Here is a 26,992-nt window from a genome sequence, read left to right as displayed (position 1 = left end):
GTCAGCGCTTGCGGAAGGCCTTGCTGAGGACGCCGACGAAGCCGGCCAGGCCGAGGCCGAAGATGACGATGGGCGCCATGACCATCACGTCGGGCACGGGCGCGATCACGAAGCGGATGCCGACGCCGACGAACAGCAGCCCCGCGAGCAGTGACAGCCAGTCGGTCCTATGCCGCACGGCTGACCTCCACATCTCCGATGCCGGCCTTGACGTGCAGTTCGATGACCGGCACCGTCCCCGCGGAGGTGACGTCCGGCTCGATCACCTTGTCATGGTGGACGTCGGCGCCGCCCTGCACCACGTGCTCGATCTTGACGTCGCCGAGCCGGGTGTAGCCGAAGACCTTCACGCGCGCCGTGCGGGGCACGATGACCTTGAGCTCGCCGACGGACACCGAGGCGTCGAAGCGGGTGCTCGAGCCGGGCGGGAACTTGGTGTCCCGCAGGTCGAGCGTCCCGTCGCCGATGCCCACCGAGTAGGTGCGCACGGCCTGCGAGCTGTCGACCGGCTCCCAGGTGTAGCTGCCGATCTTCTTCGGGATCCCGTTCACGGTCGATCCGGCCACGAGGAGGAAAGCGACGATCGTTCCGGTCGCCACCAGGCCCGCCCCCCGGCCGAACCAGGTCGCGACCAGCAGCCCGGCGCCGATGGTGATGAGCACCGCGCCGCCGATGACCGGCGCGTTGAGCGAACTGGAGGATGACTGCGTGGCAACCATGATCCCTCCGACCATGAAGGCGATGAACACGGTGACCGCGCCGATGAACGACTTCGGCCGGTCGCGCCGCGCCGCGCGGGCGGGCGGGGTGTTGCCGTAGACCCAGGCGGGCGGCTCGTACTGGCGCTGCGAGTCGTACGGGCGGTAGGGGCCGCGCGGCGCGAACGGCTCACCCGAGCTGTCGAACCCGCCGCCCGCGGGCCGCCGGTCCCCATAGCGGGAACCGGCCGAGCCCGCCGGGGAGCCGTACCGGGCCGATCGGCCGGTGGAGGAGCCGTACCGGGCCGATTCGTGGCCGGCGGGGGAACCGGAGGCGGCGCGCGCCTCCTCGGCCAGGTCGGCGAGGCGCCGGTACGGGCCGTGCGCGTCAGGGGCCGGCGCGGGACCGGAGTCCGCGGGCGCGCCGGAGGCCGGAGGGGTGAACGCGGCGGAGGCCGGGGGAGGGGCGTCCGCCGGCGACGCCTGGACCCGCGTCACGTCGGCGGACCCGCCGGTGGGAAGCGTCTCGTCCGCCCGTGAGGACCCGCCGGTGGGAAGCGTCTCGCCGGCCCGCGAGGACCCGTCCGCGGGAAGGGTCTCGCTGAGCCGCGTTCCGGCCGATCCGTCCACGGGGAGCGTCTCGGCCGGGGACGCGTCCGAACGGCCGTCCGTGGGAAGCGTCTCGCCGGGAGAGGCGCCGGAGAGCGAGGTGTCCGCGGGCATGGCGGACGCGGCGCGTGCCGCACTCGGAGCGGGCGGAGCGGGCGGAGCGGGCGGAGCGTATGAGGCATACCGGTCATCGGTCGGCGGACCGTACGGGTCGCGCGCGGACGCGCCGTATGGGTCGTACGGGTCGCCGGGGGCGGCGGTGCGCTGAGCGTACGGGTCGCCGGCGGGCGGGGCCGCCGCGCCGGGGCCGCCGGCGAACGGGGTGGGCGGGAAGGGCGGGGGGCCGCCGAACGGGTGGCCGAGCCAGCTGTCGGGCGCCGGCCGGGTGCCCTTCTTGCCCCTGACCCGCTCGGGCAGGCTGCGCGCCATCGCCAGCAGGTCGACCCCGCGGGCGTGCGCCGCGAGCAGGGTGATGGCCAGCAGGGTGCCGACCACGACGGTGGCGGTGCTGATGCCGCCGGCCGCCAGGTTGATGATCAGGCCGAGCGCGAAGATCGCCGCGAGCAGCGCCATCACCGTCTCGGTGTCGAAGACCCTGCGGCTCCACTGCTCGACGTACCCCGGCCCGCCGTTCGTGCTCCTCATCAGCAGGAACGCCGCGACGTACAGCATGATGCCGATGCCGGAGCCGATGACCAGCGCGGCGAACCCCACGCGGAAGATCACCGGGTCCATGCCGGTGTAGCGGCCCAGGCCGGCGCACACGCCCGTGAGCATGCGTCCCTCGTCGCTACGCTGGAGTACGCGCTCCTCGTTCACAGGTGCGAAGCTACCTGGCTCCATCGTCGTATCGGGACCGCGTGCGTCGTTCATGGCTCCATCGTGGCCGCGCGCCCGCGTCGCCCACCATCGGGGAGACCCCTGACTCGTCCCCGAGCACTCAGGGCAGGAGTCAGGGAGCGCCCTGATGCGTTCCTTCCCTTCACGTGTGACGATGCTCGAGAGATGTCTGAGACCCCCACCATTCCCGAGGCCTACCCCCGCCTGGTCCGTCCGCTCCGCGGCCGGCTCGTCGCGGGCGTCGCCCAGGGTGCCGCCGCCCAGCTGAAGCTCGACCCGGTCGTGCTGAGGCTCGCCTTCGTGCTGCTCAGCGTCCTGGACGGGCTCGGCGTCCTGGCGTACGCCGCGCTTTGGATGTTCACTCCGCACGAGCCCCACGAGGGCGAGGCGCCCAGCCGCGACTGGGGCCAGATCGCCGCCTACGCCGTGCTGGGCATGGCGCTGACGGCCTTCGGCTGGCTCACCGGCGCCTCCACCGGCGGCGCCGGCACCTGGTCGATCGCGGTGGGCGGCATCGGCACGCTCATCCTGTTCCAGCAGGCCGAGCCCGGCCGCCGCCAGCGCTGGATGACCGACGCGGTCCGCCAGGTGCGCCGCTCGTGGATCCGCACCGGCATCGGGCTGCTGCTGGTGGTCAGCGGCGCGATCGGCTTCCTGGCCGCCCAGGGCAAGCTCGCCGAGGCGCGTCCCGGCCTGGTCTTCACCGCCGTCGTGGTGGGCGGCATCGCGCTCATCGCGGCTCCCTGGCTGACCGCGCTGTGGAAGGAACTGCAGAAGGAGCGCCGCGAGCGCATCCGGCAGGAGGAGCGCGCCGAGATGGCCGCGCACGTCCACGACTCGGTGCTGCACACGCTGACGCTCATCCAGCGCAACGCGGGCGACCCGTTCGAGGTGACCCGCCTGGCCCGCTCGCAGGAGCGCGAGCTGCGCAACTGGCTGTACCAGCCCAAGGCCGACGCCGACGCCACCATGGCCGCCGCCGTGCGCCGCGTGGCGGCCGAGATCGAGGACGAGCACGGCGTGCCCATCGAGATCGTCTGCGTCGGCGACTGCGACCTGGACAACGGGCTGCGCGCGATGCTCCAGGCCGTGCGGCAGGCGATGGTGAACGCCGCCAAGTACTCCGAGGCGCCGGTGATCTCCGTGTACACCGAGGTCGAGCCCGGCGAGGTCACCGTGTTCGTCAGGGACCGCGGCAAGGGTTTCAATATGGACGACGTGCCCGACGACCGCATGGGCATCCGCCAGTCGATCATCGGCCGGATGGAACGCCACGGCGGCGGCGCCCGGGTCAAGACCGAGCCGGGCGAGGGCACCGAGGTGATGTTGACGATGAAACGGGAGCAGTCGTGATCCGCCACCTGCCCCGAAGGGTGAGGAAGCCGTGAATGCCGTGAATATGGTCAAGGTTCTGATCGTCGACGATCACCGGCTCTTCCGGTCGGGGGTGCGCGCCGAGCTCGGCCCCCAGATCGAGGTGATCGGCGAGGCCGAGGACGTCGAGTCCGCGGTCGCCGCCATCGAGTCGCTCAAGCCCGACGTCGTCCTGCTCGACGTGCACATGCCCGGGGGCGGCGGCCAGGAGGTCCTGCGCCGGGTCCTCGGCTCGGGGGCGCCGGTCCGCTTCCTGGCCCTGTCGGTCTCCGACGCCGCCGAGGACGTCATCGGCGTCATCCGCGGCGGGGCCCGCGGATACGTCACCAAGACCATCAGCGGCCGCGAGCTGACCGACGCGATCGTCCGGGTGTCGGAGGGCGACGCGGTGTTCTCGCCGCGTCTGGCCGGGTTCGTCCTGGACGCCTTCGCCTCCACCGAGGCGCCCTCCATCGATCCCGAGCTGGACTCGCTGACCACGCGCGAGCGCGAGGTGCTGCGGCTCATCGCGCGCGGGTACGCCTACAAGGAGATCGCCAAAGAGCTGTTCATCTCGGTGAAGACGGTCGAGACCCACGTCTCCTCGGTGCTGCGCAAGCTCCAGCTGTCCAACCGGCACGAGCTGTCCCGCTGGGCCACCGCCCGCCGCCTGGTCTGACCCGCCCGCGTGGCCGTATGGCCGGGTGGCTGCGTGGCCGGGTGGCCGGGTGGCCGCCCGTCCCGCGACGGGGAACCGTTCGCGGCGCGGGGGCCGGTCGGCCAGGATGGGCGTGTGACCCCTCGCGCACTTTCGACGCTCGTGCTCGCGGCCGTGCTGACGGCGAGCTGCTCCCTCGTGGCGTCGCCGAAAGACCGGCACTCCGCGCCCGACCCCGCCACGGGCCCCGCCTCCGGGTCCGCGAGCCCGTCCGCGCTCGGCCAGACGTTCGAGGAGGACGTCGAGCTCGCGCGCACCCTCACCGAGCGCTACTGGCAGCAGACCTTCCAGGCCGCCGGGCGCACCTACCGTCCGCTGAGCAGGTTCGAGGCGTACTCCGGCCAGGACGGTCCCGACTGCGGCGGCCAGCCGGCGGTGCCCGAGAACGCCTTCTACTGCCCGGTCGGGCACTTCGTCGCCTATGACGCGCAGTGGATGCGTTCCCTGTACGAGGAGAAGGGCGACGGGGCCGTGTACGTGATCATTCCGCACGAGCTCGGCCACGCCGTGCAGGCCCAGCTCATGAGCGACTTCAGCCTCAACATCAACCGCGAGCTGCAGGCCGACTGCTACGCCGGCGGCGCGCTCAAGGGCATGATCGACGCCGGGCAGCTGGAGGCCGAGAGCGGCGACGACGAGGAGCTGCTCGCCAACCTGGCGGCCGCCGGCGACCCGACCGACGCCTGGTGGCGTGAGGACGCGCACGGCACCCCGGCCGAGCGCCAGCAGTCCTTCGCCAAGGGATACAACAACGGCGTCAACACCTGCTGAGCCCGGGTGGACGTTCCGGGCCGTTGGGGCCCGTAGCGTGGCCCGCGTCGGTGTCGGTGTCGGTGTCGGCGTCGGCGTCGGCGTCGGCGATCAGGCAGGCAGACAGACAGGCCGGTAGCCAGGAGGTGGGTCATGAGCACGCGAGCCGTCCACGCGGCCCCGCGCGGGAGCGGAACACCGGCGCGGGAGGAGGGCGTCATGCCCGCGACGCGGCTGCTGCTGCCGGCGGTGGGCGTCCTGGCGGCGGCCAACGTCCTCAACAACCGCGCGGCCCGGCGGCTGGCGCCTCTGACCTCGGCCGCGGCCACCGGCGCACTGGTGCTCCTGGGCCGGCGCGGCGGGCTGTCGTGGCCGGAGATGGGTTTCACGGACGCGCGCAGGGGGGCGCGCATCGGCGGATGCCTGGCGGCGGCGGTGGCGGCGGTGTACACGGCGGGGGTGCTGCTGCCGCCGACGCGGCGCTACTTCCGCGACCAGCGGGCGCTCGGGCTGTCCCGCGCCCGCCTGGCCGAGGAGATCCTGCTCCAGGTGCCGTTCGGCACCGTGCTGCTGGAGGAGGTCGCCTTCAGGGGCGTGCTGCCCGCCGCGCTGCGCCGTTCGCACGGGCCGTCGGCCGCCGTCGCGGGCTCGTCGGCGTTGTTCGGCCTCTGGCACATCCTGCCGTCTCTGGACATGGCGGCCGCCAACCCCGCCCTCGGCCACCTCGTCCAGGCCGCCGACCCGCCCGCGACCCGCCCGGCGAAGGGCGGGGCGGCCGCGACGGTGGCGGGGTCGGTGGCGGTCACCGGGCTGGCCGGGGCGTTCTTCCTGGAGCTGCGGCGTCGTGGGGGCCTGCTCGCGCCGTCGCTGCTGCACCTGGCGACCAACTCGCTGGGATTCCTCGCCGCCCGCGCCACCCGCCGGCTCGACCGTGGCGGCCGGGGGACGGCGGACTGAGCCGGACGGGGGCCACGGCCGCCGACGGACCCGGTGGCTCGCGTCAGGCGGTGGCTCGCGTCAGGCGGTGGCTCGCGTCAGGCGGTGGCTCGCGTCAGGCGGTGGGGACCACCTGGAAGGCTTCGGCGTAGGTGCCCTCCGGCTGGCCCGCGGCCTGGGCGTTGGTCGCCAGCCAGCCCTTGACGAAGGTCTCGAGCCGGTCGTCCATGTGCGCGGTCTGGCTGGCGTGCGCCCGCAGCGCCGCGAACTTGCGGTCGAGCGTGGCGGTGACGTCGATGTAGTGGTTGTTGGCCTGCCCGCCGGTCAGCCACACCTCGCGCGCCGTCCACGCCTCAAGGCCCTCCTCGGCGAGCAGCTCGGGGAAGGCGTACGGGTTGCGCGCGTCGGGGTAGACCGCGTCGAGCGTCGCGCCGCCGACGGCGCGGTGGTCGGGGTGGCTCGGCCCCATGCGCAGGTAGTTGCGCTCGGGATGAGAGGTGATCACCCGGTCGGGGCGCACCTGGCGGATCACCCGGGCGATGTCGCGGCGCAAGGGGAGGGTCTGCTCCACCGTGCCGTCCTTGTAGCCGAGGAAGCGCACGTCCTCCACGCCGACCACCTTGGCCGCCGCGATCTGCTCGCCGCGCCGCAGCTCGGCCATCCCGCCGTTGTCGAGCTCGCGGTCGAACCCTCCGGCGTCGCCGTCGGTGACGATGCAGTACACCACGCGAATACCCTTGTCGGTAAGGGCCGCGATGGTGCCCGCGGCGCCGAAGTCGACATCGTCGGGGTGCGCGGTCACCACCAGGGTCGTGCCGATCTCGGTGTCGTCAAGTGCCGTCACGGTCGTCCTCCTTGGTCCACTGGGCGCTGAACAAGCGGCACGGTCGCGATATTTCCGCGACCGGCGCCGGGCGTGCGATCTCGTGCGGCGCGAAGCCTATCCGGCGGCCCGAGAGGAGCCGAAGGGGCGCCCATTGTCGGTGGGCGGCCATAATCTAGGGGCGTGTCGACCCGAGCCGTGAACCCCATCGTTGATCACCCTTTGCTCGACGGGCTCAACCCGCAGCAGCGGGACGCCGTCGTCCACGCGGGCAGCCCGCTCTTGATCGTCGCCGGAGCGGGGTCGGGGAAGACGCGCGTGCTCACCCACCGCATCGCCTACTTGCTGGCCGAGCGCGATGCGCAGCCGCAGGAGATCCTGGCGATCACCTTCACCAACAAGGCCGCCCGCGAGATGAAGGAAAGGGTCGACCGGCTCATCGGCCCGCGGTCCAAGGCCATGTGGGTGATGACCTTCCACAGCGCCTGCGTGCGCATCCTGCGCCGTGAGGCCAAGCGGCTGGGCTTCACCTCCAGCTTCTCCATCTACGACCAGGCCGACTCCCAGCGGCTGATGGCGATGGTCTGCCGCGAGCTCGACCTGGATCCCAAGCGCTACCCGCCGCGCTCGTTCTCCGCGCAGGTCAGCAACCTCAAGAACGAGCTGATCGACTACGAGACGGCGGCGGGCAAGGCGCAGACCCATCTCGAGCGCACGCTCGCCGAGGCCTACGCCGCCTACCAGCGCAGGCTGACCGAGGCCGGCGCGATGGACTTCGACGACATCATCATGCTCACGGTCACCCTGTTCCAGCTCTTCCCCGACGTGGCCGAGCACTACCGGCGCCGCTTCCGCCACGTGATGGTCGACGAGTACCAGGACACCAACCACGCGCAGTACATCCTGATCAGAGAGCTGGTCGGCCACCCCGAGGTCCGCACCGCCGACGGCGACGTGGTGCGCGAGGGCGCGGTCGAGCCGGCCGAGCTGTGCGTAGTCGGCGACGCCGACCAGTCGATCTACGCCTTCCGCGGCGCGACCATCCGCAACATCCTCGAGTTCGAGCGCGACTACCCCAACGCCCGCACAATTTTGCTCGAGCAGAACTACCGCTCGACGCAGACCATCCTGTCGGCCGCGAACGCCGTGATCTCGCGCAACGAGAGCCGCAAGCCCAAGAACCTCTGGTCCGACCAGGGCGCCGGGCCCAAGATCGTCGGCTATGTGGCCGACAACGAGCACGACGAGGCCATGTTCGTCGCCCAGGAGGTCGACCGGCTCGCCGACGAGGATGACGTGACCCCCGGCCAGGTGGCGGTCTTCTACCGCACCAACGCCGCCTCCCGCGTGTTCGAAGAGATCTTCATCCGCACCGGCCTGCCGTACAAGGTCGTCGGCGGCGTGCGGTTCTACGAGCGCAGGGAGGTCCGCGACCTGCTGGCCTACCTCCGCGTGCTCGCCAACCCCACCGACACCGTCTCGCTGCGCCGCGTGCTGAACGTCCCCAAGCGCGGCATCGGCGACCGCGCCGAGGCGATGGTGGACGCCTTCTCCGTCCGCGAGCGCGTCCCGTTCTACGAGGCGCTTCGCCGCGCCGACGAGGCGCCGGGGCTCGCCACGCGCTCGCTCAACGCCATCAAGGAGTTCGTCGCCCTGCTCGAGGAGCTGCGGGGCAAGGAGCTGCCGATCTCCGAGCTGGCCGAGGAGGTCCTGACCGCCACCGGCTACCGCACCGAGCTGGAGACCTCGGGCGACCCGCAGGACGAGAGCCGGCTGGAGAACCTCAACGAGCTGATCTCGGTGGCGCAGGAGTTCGAGGAGGCCAATCCCGACGGCACGCTGGTCGACTTCCTCGAGCAGGTCTCGCTGGTCGCCGACGCCGACCAGATCCCCGAAGGTGAAGATCACCAGGGCGTCGTCACGCTGATGACCCTGCACACCGCCAAGGGGCTGGAGTTCCCGGTCGTCTTCCTCACCGGCCTGGAGGACGGCGTCTTCCCGCACACCCGCTCCCTGGGCGAGCCCCGCGAGCTGGAGGAGGAGCGCCGGCTCGCCTACGTCGGCATCACCCGCGCCCAGCAGCGGCTCTACGTCTCGCGGGCCGCCGTCCGCAGCTCGTGGGGGTCGCCGGCGTTCAACCCGGCCTCGCGGTTCCTGGCCGAGGTGCCCGCCGACCTGGTCGACTGGCGCGGCGATCCGGCCAAGAGCGCCTGGGGCGCGGCCACCAAGCGTGAGACGCGGGCCCAGGCGGCGCCCGCGCGCAAGGCGGGCGGCCGCGCCGTCCCGAACCTCAGCCCGGGCGACCGCGTCACCCACGACCAGTTCGGGCTCGGCACCGTGGTGTCCGTGGACGGCATGGCCGAGAAGACCAAGGTGAAGGTCGACTTCGGCTCCGGCGGCGAGAAGACCCTCCTGCTCGCCTACGCCCCCCTCGAGAAACTCTGACCCACCGGCCGGCCCTGAGGCCGGTCCCGGCCGTGTCCGTCGGCCCCTGAACGGGTGAGGCCCGGTGAGCACGCTCACCGGGCCTCACTTCGTCAGTGCTCGCGGGTGGGAAGGCCGGGGATCTTGGTGGTGAGGTCGGGGATCACCGGAAGCTCGTCGGTGAGGTCCTTCTCGTCGACGACCAGGTCCGCCGGGGGCGCCGTGATGACGATCTTGGCGCCCCAGGAGGTGTAGCGGTTGTCGGCGGCGATGTACACCTCGCCGAGGGAAGAGCCGGTGGACGGGCCGACGGGCACCTTGACGGTCGTCTGGAAGCGGCGGGGAAGCTGGTCGGCGCCGATCCACATCCGCCACGGCACCGTGATCTTCTTGCCGTTCTTCGATTTGGCGATCGACGACAGCATCGGCGAGACCTTGCCGAGCGAGGACAGCGGGATCGAACCGCGCACCAGCGTGGTCCTGGCGCCGCCGACCGTGCCGCCGGGGCTCTTGGCCTTCGCGGTGGCGAGGATGGCCTTGAGGACGTTCGGCTTCAGCAGGTCGATCGGGCCGTTGCTGTAGGTCGAGGGCTTGCCGGAGGTGCGCACCCAGGTGCGGCCGGCCGGCAGCAGCTCGTCGTACAGCGCGCTCTTGAGGTACATCTTGCCGCCGACCACGATGGCGCGGACGGTGCTGTCGCCGTCCTTGTCGAAGCCCTTGAGGGTGATCTTCGCGTCGTAGGCGTCGACGCCCGAGCGGCCGAAACGCAGCTTTCCGGTCTCCCGGAACGCGAAAATGTCCTGCTTGCCGATGCCCATTCTGGTGTTCTCGTCCACCTGCACGCCGCTCTTCTTCGCGAACTGCAGGCGCAGGGCGTCGACCGGGTTGCCGGGCTTGGCGGTGGCGGGCGCCGCGGCGGTGGTCGCCGACTGCGCGGTGGCCGGGGCGGCCAGCGCGAGCGCGGGTACGGCCGCGGTGACCGCGGCCAGGGCGATGAGTCGCCTCATTTGGGGGGTTCCTCCCGTTATAGTCCCTCGCCCCGTCGTCGAGGGGTTTCGCATTCTCTCCAGTCAAGATCACGGTGAAATCACGACTTGTGGAAATGTAGCGGTAAGCGGGGTGGTAGGGGATCGTCGCGGGATTTGCGGGATTCTTGGGAAAAGACGGCGTATCCGATTACCGCCGGCGTGCGGGTAATGGACCCCCGGCGAGCGCCGCACGTCCTGGTGGCGGCTAGGCTTCTCAGGCCAGGCTTCCGGCGATCGCGGGTGCTCTGAGGTCTGGTCTCAACGTAGAGAAGAAGACAGCCGGACAAGCAAGGACGGACCCTCGTGGACCTGTTCGAACATCAGGCGAAGGAGCTCTTCGCGGAGTATGGCATCCCGGTGCCGCGCGGCGTCGTCGCGCACACCGTGGAGGAGGCGCGCGCGGCGGCAGAGCAGCTGACCGGCCGCGTCGTCGTCAAGGCCCAGGTCAAGACCGGGGGCCGCGGCAAGGCGGGCGGCGTCAAGGTCGCCGCCGACGCCGCCGACGCCGAGAGCAAGGCCACCGGCATCCTCGGCATGGACATCAAGGGGCACACGGTCCACAAGGTCCTCGTCGAGGAGGCCAGCGCGATCGCCGAGGAGTACTACTTCTCCTTCCTGCTCGACCGCGCGAACCGCACCTTCCTCGCCATCTGCTCCGCCGCGGGCGGCATGGAGATCGAGGAGGTCGCGCACACCTCGCCCGAGAAGGTCGCCCAGATCCCGGTCTCCCCGCTGACCGGCGTCGATCGCGCGCGCGCCCGCGAGATCGCCCAGGCGGGCGGTCTGCCGGAGGCCGCGCTGGACGGCGCCGCCGAGATCATCGAGAAGCTCTGGGCCGTCTTCGTGGACGAGGACGCCACGCTGGTCGAGGTCAACCCGATGATCCTGACCGAGGACGGCCAGGTCAAGGCGCTCGACGGCAAGGTCACCCTGGACGACAACGCCACCTTCCGCCAGGCCGAGCACGAGTCCTACGCCGACAAGGCCGCCGAGGACCCGCTGGAGGCCCGCGCCAAGGAGAAGGACCTCAACTACGTCAAGCTCGAAGGCGCGGTGGGCATCATCGGCAACGGCGCGGGCCTGGTGATGTCGACCCTCGACGTCGTCGCCTACGCCGGCGAGCAGTACGGCGGCCAGCGGCCGGCCAACTTCCTCGACATCGGCGGCGGCGCCTCGGCCGAGGTCATGGCCAACGGCCTTGAGATCGTGCTGTCCGACCCGAGCGTGAAGTCGGTCTTCGTCAACGTCTTCGGCGGCATCACCGCCTGCGACGCCGTCGCCAACGGCATCGTCTCGGCGTTCAAGCTGCTGTCCGACCGCGGTGAGGCGGTCACCCACCCGCTGGTCGTCCGGCTGGACGGCAACAACGCCACCCTCGGGCGGCAGATCCTCAAGGACGCGGGCCTGCCCCGCGTCGAACTCGTCGACACGATGGACGAAGCGGCCAAGCGCGCCGCCGAGCTCGCTGCGGTAGGTGCGTAATGGCAATCTGGCTGACCGAGAACAGCAAGATCATCGTTCAGGGCATCACGGGTTCCGAGGGCTCTAAGCACACCCGTCGCATGCTCAAGTCCGGTGCGAAGGTCGTCGGCGGGACCAACCCCCGCAAGGCGGGCACCACGGTCGACTTCGACGGGGTCGAGCTGCCGGTCTTCGCGACCGTGGCCGAGGCCATGGCCGCCACCGGCGCCGACGTCACCGTCATCTTCGTGCCGCCGGCCGGCACCAAGGCCGCCGTCAAGGAGGCGATCGACGCCGAGATCCCGCTCGCCGTCGTCATCACTGAGGGCATCCCGGTCCACGACTCCACCGAGTTCTGGGCCTACGCCATCGCCAAGGGCGCCAAGACCCGCATCATCGGCCCGAACTGCCCCGGCATCGCCTCGCCCGGCGCCTCCAACGCCGGCATCATCCCGGCCGACATCACCTCCAAGGGCCGCATCGGCCTGGTGAGCAAGTCGGGCACGCTGACCTACCAGCTCATGTACGAGCTGCGTGACGTCGGTTTCTCCACGGCGGTGGGCATCGGCGGCGACCCGGTGATCGGCACGACGCACATCGACGCTCTGGAGGCCTTCCAGGCCGACCCGGAGACCGAGGCGATCGTGATGATCGGCGAGATCGGCGGCGACGCCGAGGAGCGCGCGGCGGCCTACATCGAGCAGCACGTGACCAAGCCCGTCGTGGCCTACGTGGCGGGGTTCACCGCGCCCGAGGGCAAGACGATGGGGCACGCCGGCGCCATCGTGTCGGGTTCGGCGGGCACCGCGCAGGCCAAGAAGGAAGCGCTGGAGAAGGTCGGCGTGCGGGTCGGCAAGACCCCCAGCGAGACCGCCCGCCTCATGCGCGAGATCATGCGCACCCGCTGACGCGCAGCACGCGGCAGGAAGCACGCACCAGGGAGAACGCCCGGTCCCCGACCGGGCGTTCTCGCGTTTCGCCGCCCGCCCCAGGCGCCGCTCTCGCCGGACCACTCAGGGCGGTCGTCGGGGTGGTTGTCGATCGTCCATCGGACAAAGGGGGCGACACGCGGGGCGTGGTAGGCCCGTGACGGGCGGACATGCTGAGACCATCGACTACTGTGACGGCCCTTTTCGACCAGCTCCGGGCGGCCCCCCGCACCGTCCTCAGTCGCATCCCCCTCGCCGGGAGCGGCGACGACGACGAGGCGCGCCGTCCGCTGCCCGTGTCCGGCATGCTCGCCGCGGCCTGGACCCTCGGCGTCGGCCTCGCCGTCCTGACCACGCTCACCCTCATCGGGTGGATCGCCGCGCCCCGCGGCGCGTTCGGGCAGGGGCTCCCCGGGGTGTTCCGCGCCGCCTGCCAGGTCTGGCTGGCCGCCCACCACGCCGGCTTCGCCATCCCCGGCGGGCGCGTCGGCCTGTTGCCGATCGGCCTCACGGTGCTGCCCGCCGCGCTGCTGTACCGCGCGGCGATGTGGATGGCGCGCGACGCCGACCTGCGGCTCCGGCTGCCCGCCCGGCTGCCCAAGGGCAGCACCAAGGACCTCGCCAACGCCCGCCGCCGCGCCCAGCTCGTGCTCATCGCCCAGGCCGGCATCTCGCTGGCCGCGCCGTACGCGCTGCTGGCCGGGGCCATCGCGCTGGCCGCGCAGAACAACCTCACCCAGCCGTCCGTCGGCGAGGCGCTGGTCAGCCACCTCGTCCTGGCGTTCGTCGCCGGCTCGCTGGCCACCGCCCGCACGATCGGACCGTGGCGCTCGATGCTGCGGCTGCTGCCCGAGCGTGCGCGGTCGGTGGCGGTCGGCACGGCCGTCGCGCTGTCGATCCTGCTGGTGGCCGGGCTCATTCTGGTGCTCGTGGCCGTCGTCGCCGACTTCGGCCAGGTCAGGCGGCTGTCGGAGCTGCTGGCCCCCGGCTTCGTCGGCGGGGCGCTGCTGCTGCTGGTCGAAGTGCTCTACCTGTTCAACTTCGTCATCTGGGGCCTGGCCTACATCAGCGGGCCGGGGTTCGCCCTCGGCACGGGCACGCTGGTCGCGCCCACCGGCGTGCAACTGGGCGCGCTTCCCGCCCTGCCGATCCTCGGCGCCCTGCCCGACTCGGGCTCCATGCCGCCATGGATCATGGGCGTGCTCGCGGTGCCGTTCATCGCCGGCGCGGTGGCCGGGGTGGTGGTGGCGCGCGTCTCGCCGACCCCGCACTTCGAGTCGGCTCCGCTGTGGGGCTTCGTCTGCGGTCTGGCCACCGGCCTGGCGTCGGGGCTGCTCGCGGCGCTCGCCGGCGGCCCGCTCGGCGGCGCGCGCCTCGCGGCCGTCGGGCCCTCGGCGTGGGAGGTGGCGCTGTCGGTCACCCTGGAGGTCGGCGTGGCCGCGGGCATCTCCGCGGGGCTGGCCAACTGGTGGCTGGTGTTCCACGGCGCCACGGTCGAGGCGACGCCGGTCCGCAGGGCGGGGGACGCGCTGGTCAAGGTGGCCAGCAAGGTCAAGCTGGCCGCGCCGGCCCCCACCGGCGAGCTGTCGGGCCACTGGATGAACGCCACCGAGGCCGACACCCAGCCGATCCCGGTGATCAGGGCCGACTGGGCGGACGAGCACGCCTCGGCGGCCGTGGAGACCTTCGACCCCGCCCCGGTGGACGACCCCTCGGCCAACGCCCCACGCGCGGGCAAGGGGCCGGCGGGCAGGCGTCCCACGGGGAAGGGGCTCGCCGGGACGGGGGCCGCGGCCGGCGCGGGCCGCGGCACGGCCAGGCGCGAGGAGCCGCGCCCGCCGCGCCGCGACATCGTCGACGAGTCCGACGACCGCGGCGGCCACATCATCTACGTCGACCCCTACGCCTGGGACCGCGACTCCTGACCCCGTGCCGGGACGCGCCGTCGTCCGGCCGTGCCGCGGGGATGGCTAGAGGTGGAAGCGCGCGGCGTGGGAGCGCTCGCCCTTGCCGCTCGGGGACGGCTCGAACAGCTGTTCGTCGGCGTAGCACCACGCCCAGTCTTCGCCGGGCTCGAACGACTCGGCGACCGGGTGGCCTTCGCTCGCGTAGTGGTGGCTGGCGTGGCGGTTGGGGGAGGAATCGCAGCAGCCGACGTGACCGCAGGTGAGGCAGGTGCGCAGGTGGACCCAGCGCGACCCCATGGCAAGGCACTCCGCACAGCCCTCCTGCGGGGTGGGCTCGACGTCGTGGATGGCCGCGATGTGCTCGCAGTGGTTCATGGTTCTCCTCGGTTCGGCGGCGACGCGCCCGGCGGCGTCCTGGTCACCGGGGTGTCAGCGAGGCAGGCCCTGGTGTCCTTGTCTCTCTACGCCACCATAAGCGGCGGCACACCCCGCGGGGTCAGGCCGGTCCCACGGCCCGAGGGTGGAACCCACGCCGCGGCGAGGTCGGGGCTCACGGAGGGAAGGGAAGCTTCACGCTGCCCTTGGGCATGAACGGCAGCCGGTGCTCCACGGCGCGTTCCAGGTCGCCGACGCACACCTGTTGCGAGGTCGCCGTGCCCGCCCCCTTCATGCACTCGGTGTAGGCCGTCAGCTCTCCGCTGAAGTACGTCTGGACCCACATCACCAGCGTGGCCAGGCACAGGGACGCCAGCGACAGCAGCATCCCGAGGACGGCGAGCACGACCGGCCGATGCCGGGCCGACAACGCCCGCCACGCCCGGTAGCACACGACGGCCGAGAAGACGGCGAGGGCCAGGCCGAACACCGGCACCAGGAAGGTGAGCGCCAGCGCGCCGATGGAGAGCAGCAGCGCCCGGCGCCCGATCTCGCTCCCCGTTGATGTCTCCGCGGGTGGTTGCACCTGACCTCCTCTGCGTCGTGGAGCGGGCGGGCCGATACGCTGACGCCATACCGTCAACCGTCGCCCCGAAGGAGTGCAGCCCTGTCGGCTCGGCTCGTGGTCCTCGTCTCCGGTTCCGGGACCAACCTACAGGCCCTCATGGACGCCGCCGCTGATGACGCATATGGAGCCCGTATCGTCGCGGTCGGCGCCGACCGCGACGACATCGAGGGGCTCGCCCGCGCCCGGCGCGCCGGCCTGCCCACCTTCGTCGTCAAGCTGGCCGATCACCCGGCCCGTTCGGCCTGGGACCAGGCTCTGCGCGCGGCGATCGCCGCCCACGAGCCCGACCTCGTGGTCTCCGCGGGATTCATGAAGATCCTCGGCCCGGAGGTCCTCGGCGCGTTCCCGGTGGTCAACACCCATCCCGCCCTGCTGCCGTCCTTTCCCGGCGCGCACGCCGTGCCCGACGCCCTCGCCTACGGCGTGCGGGTGACCGGCTGCACCGTCCATCTCGTCGACGCCGGCGTGGACACCGGCCCGGTGATCGCCCAGGAGGCGGTGCCCGTCCTCGACGGCGACGACGAGGACGCGCTCCACGAGCGCATCAAGACCGTGGAGCGCCGCCTGCTCGTCGAGATCGTGGGCCGCATGGCCCGGGAGGGCTGGACGGTCGCCGGCCGCCACGTCCGCCTGGGCGAGCGGGACCATCTGAGCCAGTCGCAATCTCCGGGCGGTCCGGGTGGTCCGGCCCGCCTGGACACAGGGAGGAGCACGAAGTGACCCGCATCGCCATCCGGCGCGCGCTGATCACGGTTTACGACAAGACCGGGCTGGAGGAGCTCGCCCGGGCCTTGGACGCCGCCGGTGTCGAGATCGTGTCCACGGGGGGCACGGCTTCCAAGATCGCCTCGTTCGGCGTGCCGGTGACTCCGGTGGAGTCGCTGACCGGCTTCCCCGAGTGCCTGGGCGGCCGGGTGAAGACCCTGCACCCGCGCGTGCACGCCGGCCTGCTGGCCGACGGCTCCAACCCCTCCCACGTCAAGCAGCTCGAAGAGCTGGAGATCGAGCCCTTCCAGCTCGTCGTGGTCAACCTGTACCCCTTCCAGCAGACGGTGGCCTCGGGCGCCTCGCCGGAGGAGTGCGTGGAGCAGATCGACATCGGCGGCCCGGCCATGATCCGCGCGGCGGCGAAGAACCACGGCACGGTCGCGGTGGTGACCGACCCGGCCCGCTACGACGACGTGCGCAGGGCCGTGGAGGAGGGCGGCTTCGCCGAGCCCGAGCGCCGTCGCCTCGCCGCCGTCGCCTACGCCCACACCGCCGCGTACGACACGATGGTGGCCTCGTGGTTCGCGAGCGTCTACGCCCCCGAGGAGGACACCGCCTGGCCGTCCTTCATGGGCGCGGCCTGGAAGCGCCGGGCCGTGCTGAGGTACGGCGAGAACCCCCACCAGGGGGCCGCGCTCTACTCCGGCGGGCAGGACGGCCTGGCCAACGCCGAGCAGTTGCACGGCAAGGAGATGTCCTACAACAACTACGTCGACGCCGACGCGGCCTGGCGCGCCGCGTGGGACTTCGCCGAGCCGGCCGTGGCGATCATCAAGCACGCCAACCCGTGCGGCCTTGCCGTCGGTGCGGACGTGGCCGAGGCGCACCGCAAGGCGCACGCCTGCGACCCGGTGTCGGCGTACGGCGGAGTGATCGCGGTGAACGGCGAGGTGACCGAGGAGCTCGCCGAGCAGATCGCGCCGATCTTCACCGAGGTCGTCGTGGCGCCGTCGTTCACCGGCGAGGCCCTGGCCGTGCTGACCAAGAAGAAGAACCTCCGGCTGCTGCGCTGCCCGGCCGGCCCGGCCAACCCGGCCGAGTTCCGCCGCATCGACGGCGGCCTGCTCGTCCAGAGCGTCGACCGGGTGGACGCCCCTGGTGACGACCCGGCCGGCTGGGAGCTCAAGACCGGGTCGGCGGCCTCGCCCGAGGTGCTCGCCGACCTGGCGTTCGCGTGGAAGGCCTGCCGCTCGGTCAAGTCCAACGCCATCCTGCTCGCCTCCGGCGGCGCCACCGTCGGCGTCGGCATGGGTCAGGTCAACCGGGTCGACTCCGCCCGCCTGGCGGTGTCGCGGGCCGGTGACCGGGCGGAGGGCTCGGTGGCCGCCTCCGACGCCTTCTTCCCCTTCGCCGACGGGCTCCAGGTGCTCATCGACGCCGGGGTGAAGGCCGTCGTCGAGCCCGGAGGGTCCGTCCGCGACGAGGAGGTCGTCGAGGCCGCCGCCAAGGCCGGCATCACGCTCTACTTCACCGGCACGCGCCACTTCTTCCACTGATCGCCAACTGATCGCCAACTGATCGGCGACTGATCGCCGCTGATCGCGTGCGGCGGCCCGGCGGGCGTGCCGGGCCGCCACCGCACCACCCCCCCTTACGTCCCCCTATGAGGGCGACCGCCGGGCACGTCCGGTCTACCGTGGACACGGGTCCGGCGACCCGGCCGCGCGCCGCCCGCAGGGCCCCCGCCCGTACCGAGCCCCGCGAGGTGGCACGGGAGCGCGGCGGCGCTGGGCAAGGGCAGTCGTCGCATCTCAGGGAGGACCCGTGGAGACACCCGCGATCGTGTCGCGCGAGGAGTGGCTGAAGGCTCGCACCGAGCTGCTGGAGAAGGAGAAGGAGCTCACCCGGGCGAGGGACGCGCTCAACGCCGAGCGCCGCGCGTTACCCATGGTCGAGATCACCAAGCCGTACGTCTTCCGCGGGCCGGGCGGCGAGGCCGGCCTGGCCGACCTGTTCGAGGGGCGGCGCCAGCTCATCGTGTACCACTTCATGTGGGTGCGCGAGGCCGACGAGGGCTGTACGAGCTGCTCGTTCCTGGTGGACCACGTCGGCGACCTGCGCCACCTCAACGACTCCGAGACGACCCTGGCCCTGGTGTCGCGGGCTCCGCTTCCCTCCATCGAGCGGTTCCGGCGCCGCATGGGCTGGCAGGTGCCGTGGTACTCCTCCGACGGCGGGGATTTCAACTACGACTTCCACGCCAGCAACGACGAAGCCGTCGCGCCGGTCGAGTACAACTACATGGACAAGGCGACTCTGGAGGCCAAGGGCCTGCACTTCTTCGCCCAGAACGGGCAGGACGGGCACGGCCTCAGCGTCTTCCTGCGCGACGGCGACCGCGTCTTCCACACCTACTCGACCTTCGGCCGGGGCCCCGAGGTGCTGCTGAACACCTACAACTACCTCGACTTCACCTCCCTCGGCCGGCAGCGGCACGTCAGCCAGTTCCCCCACCACGACCGCTACGGCGACGTCGGAACGGACGCCTGCTGCCACTGACTCACCGCCCACCGATCCCCGGCCCCGGGCGCCCGGCGGCCGGGGGCGGCCGTTCTCCCGGCGGCGGTTCGCCGGGGCCGGGCGTGCCATGTCGAGGGGAGCGGCGGGCCGTCCCCTCGACGAGGGAAGGCGGCCTCCCACCTCGCCCGGGCGGCAGGGCGGGGAGCGGCACCCTCGTAGCGGCGGGCGGCGGGGCGGGGGAGCGGCACCCTCGTATCCTCGGGCGGCGGGGCGGCGTGGGAGGATGGCGAGTTGTGAGCGCGCGGATTCTCGACGGCAAGGCCACAGCGGCGAAGATCAAGGCCGACCTGGCGCAGCGGGTGAGCAGGCTCGCCGCGCGGGGCGTCACCCCCGGCCTCGGCACGATCCTGGTCGGCGACGACCCCGGCAGCCAGATCTACGTCGCCGGCAAGCACCGCGACTGCGCCGAGGTCGGCATCGCCTCGATCCGCAAGGACCTCCCCGAGACGGCCTCGCAGGCCGAGGTCGAGGCCGCGATCGACGAGCTGAACGCCGACCCCGCCTGCACGGGGTACATCGTCCAGCTCCCGCTGCCCCGCCACCTCGACACCCAGGCGCTGATCGAGCGCATGGACCCGGGCAAGGACGCCGACGGCCTGCACCCGGTCAACCTCGGCCGGCTCGTCCACATGGTGGACGCGCCGCTGCCCTGCACGCCGCGCGGCATCGTGGTGCTGCTGCAGGAGTACGGGGTGTCGATCAAGGGCGCCGACGTCACCGTCATCGGCCGCGGCATCACCGTGGGCCGCCCGCTCGGCCTGCTGCTGACCCGCCGCACCGAGAACGCCACCGTGACCCTGTGCCACACCGGCACCCAGAACCTCCCGGCGCGGGTGCGCGAGGCCGACATCGTCGTGGCCGCCGCGGGCGTGCCCGGCCTGATCACCGGTGACATGGTCAAGCCCGGCGCGGCCGTGCTCGACGTCGGCGTCTCCCGGGTGGACGGCAAGCTCGCGGGCGACGTCGCGGCGGACGTCCGCGAGGTCGCCGGGTTCGTCGCGCCCAACCCGGGCGGCGTCGGCCCGATGACCCGCGCGATGCTCCTCACCAACGTCGTCGAGGCCGCCGAACACCGCACCCGCTGACCCGGCCGGGCACGGACCCGCGGTTCGGGCCGGGGGAGCGGGTCAGAGGGCCAGCAGCGCCTGCTCGACGACCTCGGTCGGCGCGGGGTGGATGTACAGCACGTCCTGCGCGATGCGGTCCGCGGTCTGCCCGAGCGTCATCGCCTGGATCAGCGGCTGGATGAGCGTGGCGGCCTGGGGACCGATGATGTGCGCGCCGAGGAGCGTGCGGTCGGCCGGGTTAGCTAGGATCTTGACGAAGCTGGTGGTGTCCTCCAGCGCCCACCCCCACGCGGTGTCGGCGTAGTCGCGGACGCTGACCAGGTGCGGGATGCCGCGGGCGCGGGCGTCCTGCTCGGTCAGCCCGATGGAGGCGACCTGCGGGTCGGTGAAGACCGCGTGCGGCGCGACCGTCGTGCGCAGGTCGCGCACGTCCTGCGGGTGCAGCATGTTGTGCCGTACGACCCGAACCTCGGCATTGGCCATGTGCTTGAGCTGGTAGTGGTTGGCGGCGTCGCCGACCGCCCAGACGCCGGGCACCGACGTGCGGCACGCGGCGTCGATGCGGATGTGGCCGTGCTCGTCGAGGTCGAGCCCGCCGGCGGCGCAGTCCAGCCGGTCGGTGTTGGGACGCCGGCCAACCGACACCAGCATCATCGCGGCGCGCACCACCTGCTCGCCCTCGGATCCCACCACGCGGACCTCGACGCCGTCGGCGTCCCCCCTCACCGCGGTGGCGTGGGCGTTCAGCAGGACGCGGTGCCGGCGTGCGGTGAGCTCGGTGAACCGCTCCGACACCTGCTCGTCCTCCGCCGTCAGCAGCCGCGGACCGCGCTGCACGATCGTGATCTCAGAACCGAGGGCGCCGAAGATGTGGCCGAACTCGGCGGCGATGAACCCGCCGCCGACGATGACCAGCGAGGCCGGCATCTCGTCGATGCGCATGATCGTGTCCGAGGTGTGGTACGGAACGCCGTCGAGTCCGGCGATGTCCGGGACGACCGGCCGGGACCCGACCGCGACCAAGATCGTGTCCGCGCTGATCCGCTCGGAGCCGACCTGGAGGACCTTCGGCGCGACGAACCGGGCCTCCTCGGCGTACACGTCGACGCCGTGCCGGCGGCGGTACCGCTGCGCGCTGTCGTGCAACGGATCGATGCGGTCGAACACCCGCTCGCGGATGGCCTTCCAGTCGACCTTCTCGACCGTGGCCGTGACGCCGAGCCGCGCCGCCGCGCGGGCGCCGGTCGCCGCGTCGGCGGCGGCGACCAGCATCTTGGTCGGGATGCATCCGCGGTTGAGGCAGGTGCCGCCGAACCGGTCGGGCTCGACGACGGCGGTGCGCAGGTGCGCGAGGTCGTCGTTCAGCAGCATGTTCCCGCTGCCCGCCCCCAGGACCACCAGGTCGTAGTGCCGCACGTCGGTCTCCATTCCGCCGGACGCCTCCGACCGGTTCGCCAAGATCGTTCACCATCGGCGGACCCGTTGACGACGACGCCGTTCGCTGTCGTGATCATGCCGTTCCGGAGATCGCGGGACGCGGTTCCGTCGCGGCGGCCGGGCCCCGAGGCCCGGGAACCCGCCTACGACTATGGGTCATACTCCGCCCGCACGGACAGCCAGGCCCCCGGATTCACACCGACTGCGCCAGGTCGCGACGGCCACCCGAGCAGCTCGATGCATGAGAGCCGCCGGCCGTTCGTGTGGCGGGACGACCCGCACCTCGTCGTCGGCCAAGGCGCCGAGCAGCCCTCCAGCGCCCGTCCCCGGACGCCGCCCCCGTAGCGATAGCTTATTACCCTCCTGGCGCCGGTCATCTGGTCCGGTCCGCCGGTGAGCGAAGCGGGACGGCTCCGTCAGCACGGCGGTCTCCAAGTGCGGCTGGAGTATCAGATGAGGAGGCGACGATGCCGAACGAGCTGATCGACCTATATCTGAGGACCCTCAAGACAGATCTGCCCGATGACATCTGCTGGATCGTGGTCCAGCCGCTTTCGGGTGCGCTGACCGTGAAAGATGCCGTTACCCGGATCGGCGGCAAACTTGAGCGCTGTCGTGACATGACTCCGGTGGACGCGTATCTGCTGTCTCCCGGAGATACGCTCTCCTTTGAACAGGCGGAGACAGGAGTCGCCGTCCTGCAGGTCGCTGGGTTTCTGGGCATGCTTCCAGAGGTGATCGAGCCATTGAGCCGCGGTGCCCGGGCGTGGGTGGCGCACTGGGATGTCAATGCCGGATTCAACATGCTTCACTGGGTTGACGGTTCATGTGTCGGCGGGTGGGATCCGTACGCGCCGCGTGAGGGATGGACAACAGGGCTGGGCCCGATGGCCCACCACGCCGAGTTCTTCCTCGGGTATGACATCGATGATGATCGTCAAGATCCGCTGTATCCGGAGGCAGTGGCGCTTGCGGTGATAGAGCTTGAGAGCGGAATACGGCTGGATCGAGCACGATTCGACCGAGAGCAGCCGACAATGCTCGTTATCTGGAATACCAGCGGCGGACTGGATTTCCCGAAATTCGATGACTGAGGGCTCACCGATCTCCGACCCGTACGACCACTACGTTCGGCTTCTCGACGAGCACCGATGGCTGGCCAACGGCCTCTGCTGGACGGTGATCCAGCCGGTGAGCGGCCTGGCTCTATCGCTCGACGAGGTCGGGTCGAGGCTGACGGGAGGAGGTGATCCCGAAGTCCGAGAAATGGAGATCCGAGGAGAAGACCTCTATCCGCTGGAGGTTGTCTTCGTTGGGCGGTCCAACGGTGCGACGATTCTGCTGCAAAAAGACGGAGGGGCGCACGCGAGTTCTCCGGAGGTCATGAGCCGGCTGAGCGTGGACGCCCGATTATGGAATGTCTCGTGGCAGAGCCAGGGCGCCGGGCGCCTCTCCCATTCCGTGTACGGGCGTATTCTGGCCGACGTCTACGGTCTGGACGTGAACAACGCCACCGGTGCGGACCCTGATGCGCTCGCCCCAGAAATCGAGCCCCTGCGGCGGGCGGCGGTGGCCGGCCAGGGCGAGGCGACCACACTCAAGGAGGCCTGGGGGCGCAAGACGGCGGCGTTGACCGTCATCGAACTCGCCACGGGCGCAAGGCTGCTCGAAGAGTGGCTGAGTGCCCCGCAGTCCGCGTTCGTCATAGACCAGCCCATCGCGATTCCGCCGGAGCCGTTGGCGTTCGGGCAGATCGACCCCGATCTTGATGCACGTCTTCGCCTGTCCGCCAGATCGATTCGACAGGAGGTCCTGCTGTTCGTGGCCAGGTATCTCTCCGACCGGTACGACCTGGACAGAGAGTTTCTCGCCGCCGTGACGGAAAAGATCGGGCAAGGCATCCCGCTGGACCGGCAGGCACGGGACCACCTACTGGAGACGCAGCTCGAATGGAGCCAGGAGATAACCGGCCCACTGCTGCAAGAGGGGGCGGAGTCCGATCACGAGAACCTGCGGCTGGCAGCGTTGATAGCGACCAGACACGCACTCCTCGAAGCCGGTGGCCGAGCGGACAATTTCCAGGCATTGACCTACGCGAAGCATGTCCTCGGCCCCGCATGGCCGGCACTCCGCGCGACGATCAGAGCATCCTTGGGACTTCAGTGATCCGAGCGGCACGGCGCGCACGTCTCTGGATGGTCGACCGTCCTGTCCGACCGGAGAAGCGGTGGGTGTGCGGTGCCCGATCCGTCACGCGGCCGGGGCCGTGACATCTGTCGTGGGGTGGTCGTGACAAACGGCGGGGGAGCGGCGGGGCGCGGAGCCGGATGCTGGCGGCATGACGACGACACAGGCCGCACGGACGGCCCAGGGGTATGCGGTGGAGCTCCGCGGACTCCGCAAGCATTACGGCGAGGTCCGCGCCGTGGAGGAGGTCGATCTGCTGATCGGGCGCGGCGAGGTCGTGGCGCTGCTCGGCCCCAACGGCGCCGGCAAGTCCACCACGGTCGACATACTGCTGGGGTTGACCCGGCCGGACGCGGGCGAGGTGCGGCTGTTCGGCGACCCGCCGAGGCGGGCCATCGCCGGTGGCGCGGTGGGCGCGATGCTCCAGGAGGCGGGGCTGCTCGATGACGTCACCGTCAGGGAGACCGTGGCGCTGGCCGCCGCGCTGCACCGCGCTCCGCTGCCGGTGGAGGAGGCGCTGCGCAAGGCCGGTGTCGAGGATCTCGGCCCGCGCCGGGCCGCGCGGCTGTCCGGCGGCCAGAAGCAGCGGGTGCGCTTCGCCATGGCGCTGGTCTGCGACCCCGCCCTGCTGGTGCTGGACGAGCCGACGGCGGCGATGGACGTGGGCGGGCGCCGGGACTTCTGGCGGTCGATGCACGCCTTCGCCGACTCGGGCCGGACGGTGATCTTCGCCACCCACTACCTGGAGGAGGCGGAGGACTACGCCGACCGGGTGGTGCTCATGCGCGACGGGAGGATCGCGGCCGACGGCCCGGTCGCCGCGGTCATGGCAGGGGTGTCCGGCCGTACCGTCCGGGCCTGCGTCCCCGGCGTGGACGCCGAGGAACTGCGGCGGCTGCCCGGGGTGGTCGAGGCGCGGGTGCGCGGCGACCGCGCCGAGTTGCGCTGCGCGGACGCGGACGCGGTGGTGCGGGAGCTGCTGGCCCGCTTCCCGGCCGCCCGCGACATCGAGGTGGTCGCGCAGGGCCTGGAAGAGGCGTTCCTGCGGCTGACCGAGGACTCGACCGAGGACCCTGAGGAGGGACGGCGATGAGGATCGCGTACGTGCTGTTCGAGGTCAGGCGGGTGGTTCGCGACTCCAGGTTCCTGGCGTTCGCCGTCGCGCTGCCGGTGGGCCTGTTCCTGCTGCAGGCCGGCATGTTCGGCGGCGCGAACGGGGCCGCTTCGATCATGGGCGGCCTCGCCGCCTTCGGCGCGTTCAGGGCGGCGCTCGACACCGGGGCGCGAGCGGCCGTCGAACGGGGCGCCGGGTGGCAGCGCCAGCTCCGGCTGACCCCGCTCACGGGAGCCGGATACCTGGCGGCGAAGGCCACGGTGGCGATGCTGGTGGCCGTCCTGCCGATCGCGGGGGTGACGCTGGCCGCGGCGCTGCTGTCGGGCGTGCACCTGTCCGCGGGCGGCTGGGCCGGGGCGGTGCTCGGCGTGTGGGCGGGCACCGTGCCGTTCGCCCTGCTCGGCCTGCTCGTCGGCCAGGTGGCCACGCCGCAGAACGTCCAGACCTACCAGGGTGCGCTCCTGCTGCTCCTCGGCTTCGCCGGCGGCCTGCTCATCCCGGTGAGCGTCTTCCCCCGAGCGCTGGCGTCCGTCGCCCAGGTCCTGCCGACCTACTGGCTGGCCGACCTCGCGCACGGCGCCGCCACGGGCGGCGGCCGGGTGGGTCAGGCGGCCCTGGTGCTGGGGCTGTACACGCTCGCGCTCGGCGCGGCGGTCATCATCCGCTACCGCCACGACGGCGCCCGCACCTGACCGGGACAACGGTGAGAACGCGACCACCGATCCGGCGGATGAGTACGTGGTGGCCGCTCTGGTGGGACGGCCGGGTGAGCAACGTGCCGATCGCCGGTGGGCAGGTGCTGGTGGGGATGGGACGACTGAGTACGTGGTGGTCGCTCTGGTGGGACGGCCGGGTGAGCAACGTGCCGATCGCCGGTGGGCAGGTGCTGGTGGGGATGGGACGACTGAGTATGTGGTGGTCGCTCTGGTGGGACGGCCGGTTGAGCACCGTGCCGATCGCCGGTGGGCAGGTGCTGGTGGGGATGCGACGACTGAGTATGTGGTGGCCGCCGTGGTGAACCGGCCGGGTGAGCACCCTGCCGATCGCCGGGCGGCAGGTGCTGGTGCGGAGGTCGCCCACCTTGACCGGGCGCAGCATATCCCCGCCCCAGGGGGATGCGTTCTTCGGCGCCGAAGCGGCCGGTCATAGGTACGGCGAAACCGGCGCCCTCGTACGGCGGCCGACCGGCCGAACGTTCAGGGATACCGCACCAGGCGGGTCAATGGAGATGCGGCCTTCGGGCGATGGGGCGGCGTCATCGGCCGGGATTAGGGTGAATCCATGCATGAGCAGGGCCTTTTCGGTGCCACGGCGTGGCCGGTGTGGAACCTCACCCCGGTGAGCGACGGCCGGTGGCGGAGGGCGCGGGGCGTCGTCGTGCTCGCGTTGTTCCTGGTCTGGCCGCTGCGAGACGCCATCACCGCCGTCGTCCGGCCGGGCGCCGGGCCGGCGCAGGTCCTCGTCGCCGCCCTGGTTCTCCTCTACGGAGCGGTGTGGGTCTTCGCGATGATGTACGGCGTCACCCGGCCGCCCCGCGACCGGCTGGTGATCATCGGCCTGCTGTTCGCCCTGGGGACGGGGGTCGCGCTGCTGCGCGGGCACCCGGCCGACCTCGGCCACCTGGCCTACGCGCTGACGGTGGCGGTGTGGCTGCTGCCCGCGCGCTGGGGCCTGCTGCTGGCTCTGGCCGTCGGCACGGGGGAACTGGCCGCCACCTGGGCGCTGAACGGCGGTGTCGGCTGGAGCGACGCGCAGGAGCTCATCTCGCAGACGGTGACCCCGGTGGCCGTCGGCTTGCTGGTCCGGCTGGTCATCCAGCTCAGCCGGGCCAGGCAGGAGATCGAGACGCTGGCCGCCGCCGCCGAGCGCGCCCGCCTGGCCAGGGATCTGCACGACGTGCTCGGCCACAGCCTCACGACGATCACCGCCAAGACGGGCCTGGCACGGCGCCTGCTGGAGAGCGGCGCGGACCCCGAACGGGCGCTTGCCGAACTGCGCGACGTCGAACGGCTGTCGCGGCAGGCGCACGGGGAGATCCGCGCCACCGTGTCCGGCCAGCGCCGGCCGTCGCTGACGGTGGAGCTGCTCGGGGCGCGCGAGGCGTTGCGGGCGGCGGGCATCGCCGCCACCCTGCCGGCCTCGGTGGACCACGTGCCCGCCGAGCTGGTCGAGCCGTTCGCGTACGTGCTGCGCGAGGGCGTCACGAACGTGATCAGGCACAGCGGCGCGACGCGGTGCGAGGTGCGGCTCGGCGAGGCCGCGCTGGAGGTCCGCGACAACGGCCGCTCGCCGGCCCGCGTCCGCCCGGCCGGCAACGGCCTCACCGGCCTGGCCGAACGGCTGTGCGCCGTCGAGGGCCGCCTGGAGGCCGGCCCGCTGCCCCAGGGCGGCTACCGCCTCCGGGCGAGCCGGACGTGAGG

General features: G+C 71.9%; 25 protein-coding genes. 18 read left to right on the top strand and 7 right to left on the bottom strand.

The genetic code is table 11. The features are described from left to right. Position 1 precedes the first annotated feature (1 nt). Together ACFQSB_RS10215 and ACFQSB_RS10210 are read right to left on the bottom strand one after the other, a co-directional pair. Positions 2-178, bottom strand: coding sequence for a hypothetical protein (locus tag ACFQSB_RS10215; RefSeq protein ID WP_354837409.1), 177 nt, complete (start codon positions 176-178; stop codon positions 2-4). After that, entirely contained in the window at positions 168-2,126 is a 1,959-nt protein-coding gene (locus tag ACFQSB_RS10210) for a PspC domain-containing protein (RefSeq protein WP_380825844.1), read from the bottom strand. The genes ACFQSB_RS10215 and ACFQSB_RS10210 overlap by 11 nt, the downstream gene beginning before the upstream one ends. A 186-nt stretch (positions 2,127-2,312) precedes the next feature. Between ACFQSB_RS10210 and ACFQSB_RS10205 the strand changes: the two genes are divergently transcribed. The 4 genes from ACFQSB_RS10205 (at position 2,313) to ACFQSB_RS10190 (ending at position 5,925) form a co-directional block, all read left to right on the top strand. Next, positions 2,313-3,500, top strand: a complete 1,188-nt coding sequence (locus tag ACFQSB_RS10205; protein ID WP_380825843.1) for an ATP-binding protein — start codon at positions 2,313-2,315, stop codon at positions 3,498-3,500. 46 nt (positions 3,501-3,546) lie between these two features. Next, positions 3,547-4,179 carry a response regulator transcription factor gene (locus tag ACFQSB_RS10200; RefSeq protein ID WP_354837616.1) on the top strand — a complete coding sequence of 211 codons (633 nt, stop codon included), beginning with the start codon at positions 3,547-3,549 and terminating at the stop codon, positions 4,177-4,179. Between the two features lie 114 nt (positions 4,180-4,293). Further along, on the top strand, positions 4,294-4,989 hold the full coding sequence (locus ACFQSB_RS10195) for a neutral zinc metallopeptidase (RefSeq protein ID WP_380825841.1): 696 nt from the start codon (positions 4,294-4,296) through the stop codon (positions 4,987-4,989). A gap of 132 nt (positions 4,990-5,121) precedes the next feature. Then, positions 5,122-5,925, top strand: a complete 804-nt coding sequence (locus ACFQSB_RS10190) for a CPBP family intramembrane glutamic endopeptidase (RefSeq protein WP_380825840.1) — start codon at positions 5,122-5,124, stop codon at positions 5,923-5,925. Positions 5,926-6,019: 94 nt separating this feature from the next. Here ACFQSB_RS10190 and ACFQSB_RS10185 read toward each other — a convergent pair whose 3' ends face one another. Next, positions 6,020-6,748: a PIG-L deacetylase family protein gene (locus tag ACFQSB_RS10185; RefSeq protein ID WP_354837399.1), complete on the bottom strand. Its 729-nt coding sequence runs from the start codon at positions 6,746-6,748 to the stop codon at positions 6,020-6,022. Positions 6,749-6,949: 201 nt separating this feature from the next. On the opposite strand from ACFQSB_RS10185, the gene pcrA reads away from it, so the two are divergent. Then, a complete protein-coding gene (gene pcrA / locus ACFQSB_RS10180; RefSeq protein ID WP_380825960.1) occupies positions 6,950-9,172 on the top strand; it encodes a DNA helicase PcrA in 2,223 nt (740 codons plus the stop codon). A gap of 92 nt (positions 9,173-9,264) precedes the next feature. Here the strand turns inward: pcrA and ACFQSB_RS10175 are convergent, their stop codons facing one another. Next, complete coding sequence (locus ACFQSB_RS10175; RefSeq protein ID WP_380825839.1) at positions 9,265-10,158, bottom strand: LolA-like protein; 894 nt, start codon at positions 10,156-10,158, stop codon at positions 9,265-9,267. A 324-nt stretch (positions 10,159-10,482) separates the two neighbouring features. On the opposite strand from ACFQSB_RS10175, the gene sucC reads away from it, so the two are divergent. The 3 genes from sucC (at position 10,483) to ACFQSB_RS10160 (ending at position 14,494) form a co-directional block, all read left to right on the top strand. Then, positions 10,483-11,661: an ADP-forming succinate--CoA ligase subunit beta gene (gene sucC, locus ACFQSB_RS10170; protein ID WP_354837395.1), complete on the top strand. Its 1,179-nt coding sequence runs from the start codon at positions 10,483-10,485 to the stop codon at positions 11,659-11,661. Next, positions 11,661-12,548, top strand: coding sequence for a succinate--CoA ligase subunit alpha (sucD, locus tag ACFQSB_RS10165; RefSeq protein WP_354837393.1), 888 nt, complete (start codon positions 11,661-11,663; stop codon positions 12,546-12,548). The genes sucC and sucD overlap by 1 nt, the downstream gene beginning before the upstream one ends. A 212-nt stretch (positions 12,549-12,760) precedes the next feature. After that, entirely contained in the window at positions 12,761-14,494 is a 1,734-nt protein-coding gene (locus ACFQSB_RS10160; protein ID WP_380825838.1) for a cell division protein PerM, read from the top strand. Positions 14,495-14,539: 45 nt separating this feature from the next. Here the strand turns inward: ACFQSB_RS10160 and ACFQSB_RS10155 are convergent, their stop codons facing one another. After that, positions 14,540-14,851, bottom strand: coding sequence for a UBP-type zinc finger domain-containing protein (locus ACFQSB_RS10155; protein ID WP_380825836.1), 312 nt, complete (start codon positions 14,849-14,851; stop codon positions 14,540-14,542). 175 nt (positions 14,852-15,026) lie between these two features. Then, a complete protein-coding gene (locus ACFQSB_RS10150; protein ID WP_354837383.1) occupies positions 15,027-15,437 on the bottom strand; it encodes a hypothetical protein in 411 nt (136 codons plus the stop codon). An 81-nt stretch (positions 15,438-15,518) separates the two neighbouring features. Between ACFQSB_RS10150 and purN the strand changes: the two genes are divergently transcribed. The 4 genes from purN (at position 15,519) to ACFQSB_RS10130 (ending at position 19,852) form a co-directional block, all read left to right on the top strand. After that, positions 15,519-16,199: a phosphoribosylglycinamide formyltransferase gene (purN, locus tag ACFQSB_RS10145; RefSeq protein WP_354837612.1), complete on the top strand. Its 681-nt coding sequence runs from the start codon at positions 15,519-15,521 to the stop codon at positions 16,197-16,199. Then, positions 16,196-17,743, top strand: a complete 1,548-nt coding sequence (gene purH, locus ACFQSB_RS10140) for a bifunctional phosphoribosylaminoimidazolecarboxamide formyltransferase/IMP cyclohydrolase (RefSeq protein ID WP_354924491.1) — start codon at positions 16,196-16,198, stop codon at positions 17,741-17,743. The genes purN and purH overlap by 4 nt, the downstream gene beginning before the upstream one ends. A 268-nt stretch (positions 17,744-18,011) precedes the next feature. Next, complete coding sequence (locus ACFQSB_RS10135) at positions 18,012-18,746, top strand: DUF899 domain-containing protein (RefSeq protein ID WP_380825835.1); 735 nt, start codon at positions 18,012-18,014, stop codon at positions 18,744-18,746. 254 nt (positions 18,747-19,000) lie between these two features. Further along, on the top strand, positions 19,001-19,852 hold the full coding sequence (locus tag ACFQSB_RS10130) for a bifunctional methylenetetrahydrofolate dehydrogenase/methenyltetrahydrofolate cyclohydrolase (RefSeq protein WP_380825832.1): 852 nt from the start codon (positions 19,001-19,003) through the stop codon (positions 19,850-19,852). Between the two features lie 42 nt (positions 19,853-19,894). Here the strand turns inward: ACFQSB_RS10130 and ACFQSB_RS10125 are convergent, their stop codons facing one another. Then, entirely contained in the window at positions 19,895-21,292 is a 1,398-nt protein-coding gene (locus ACFQSB_RS10125; RefSeq protein ID WP_380825831.1) for a mycothione reductase, read from the bottom strand. 446 nt (positions 21,293-21,738) lie between these two features. Here ACFQSB_RS10125 and ACFQSB_RS10120 point away from each other — a divergent pair, with 446 nt between their 5' ends. From ACFQSB_RS10120 to ACFQSB_RS10095, 6 genes are all read left to right on the top strand, one after another. Then, positions 21,739-22,365, top strand: a complete 627-nt coding sequence (locus tag ACFQSB_RS10120; RefSeq protein WP_380825829.1) for a hypothetical protein — start codon at positions 21,739-21,741, stop codon at positions 22,363-22,365. After that, positions 22,358-23,437, top strand: coding sequence for a hypothetical protein (locus ACFQSB_RS10115; RefSeq protein ID WP_380825828.1), 1,080 nt, complete (start codon positions 22,358-22,360; stop codon positions 23,435-23,437). The genes ACFQSB_RS10120 and ACFQSB_RS10115 overlap by 8 nt, the downstream gene beginning before the upstream one ends. Before the next feature lie 172 nt (positions 23,438-23,609). Beyond that, positions 23,610-24,551, top strand: coding sequence for an ABC transporter ATP-binding protein (locus ACFQSB_RS10110; RefSeq protein WP_380825827.1), 942 nt, complete (start codon positions 23,610-23,612; stop codon positions 24,549-24,551). Continuing rightward, entirely contained in the window at positions 24,548-25,264 is a 717-nt protein-coding gene (locus ACFQSB_RS10105; RefSeq protein ID WP_380825826.1) for an ABC transporter permease, read from the top strand. The genes ACFQSB_RS10110 and ACFQSB_RS10105 overlap by 4 nt, the downstream gene beginning before the upstream one ends. 38 nt (positions 25,265-25,302) lie before the next feature. Beyond that, positions 25,303-25,590, top strand: coding sequence for a hypothetical protein (locus tag ACFQSB_RS10100; protein ID WP_380825823.1), 288 nt, complete (start codon positions 25,303-25,305; stop codon positions 25,588-25,590). Between the two features lie 263 nt (positions 25,591-25,853). Further along, positions 25,854-26,990 (top strand): sensor histidine kinase, encoded by a 1,137-nt coding sequence (locus ACFQSB_RS10095; protein WP_380825821.1) that lies wholly within the window; start codon positions 25,854-25,856, stop codon positions 26,988-26,990. The last annotated feature ends 2 nt before the right edge of the window (positions 26,991-26,992 follow it).

The organism is Sphaerisporangium rhizosphaerae (genome assembly GCF_042665155.1).
In the GTDB taxonomy this organism is placed as follows: domain Bacteria; phylum Actinomycetota; class Actinomycetes; order Streptosporangiales; family Streptosporangiaceae; genus Sphaerisporangium; species Sphaerisporangium rhizosphaerae.
The sequence above is the reverse complement of the archived record's forward strand: the minus strand, read 5'-3'. Positions and strand labels throughout refer to the sequence as shown.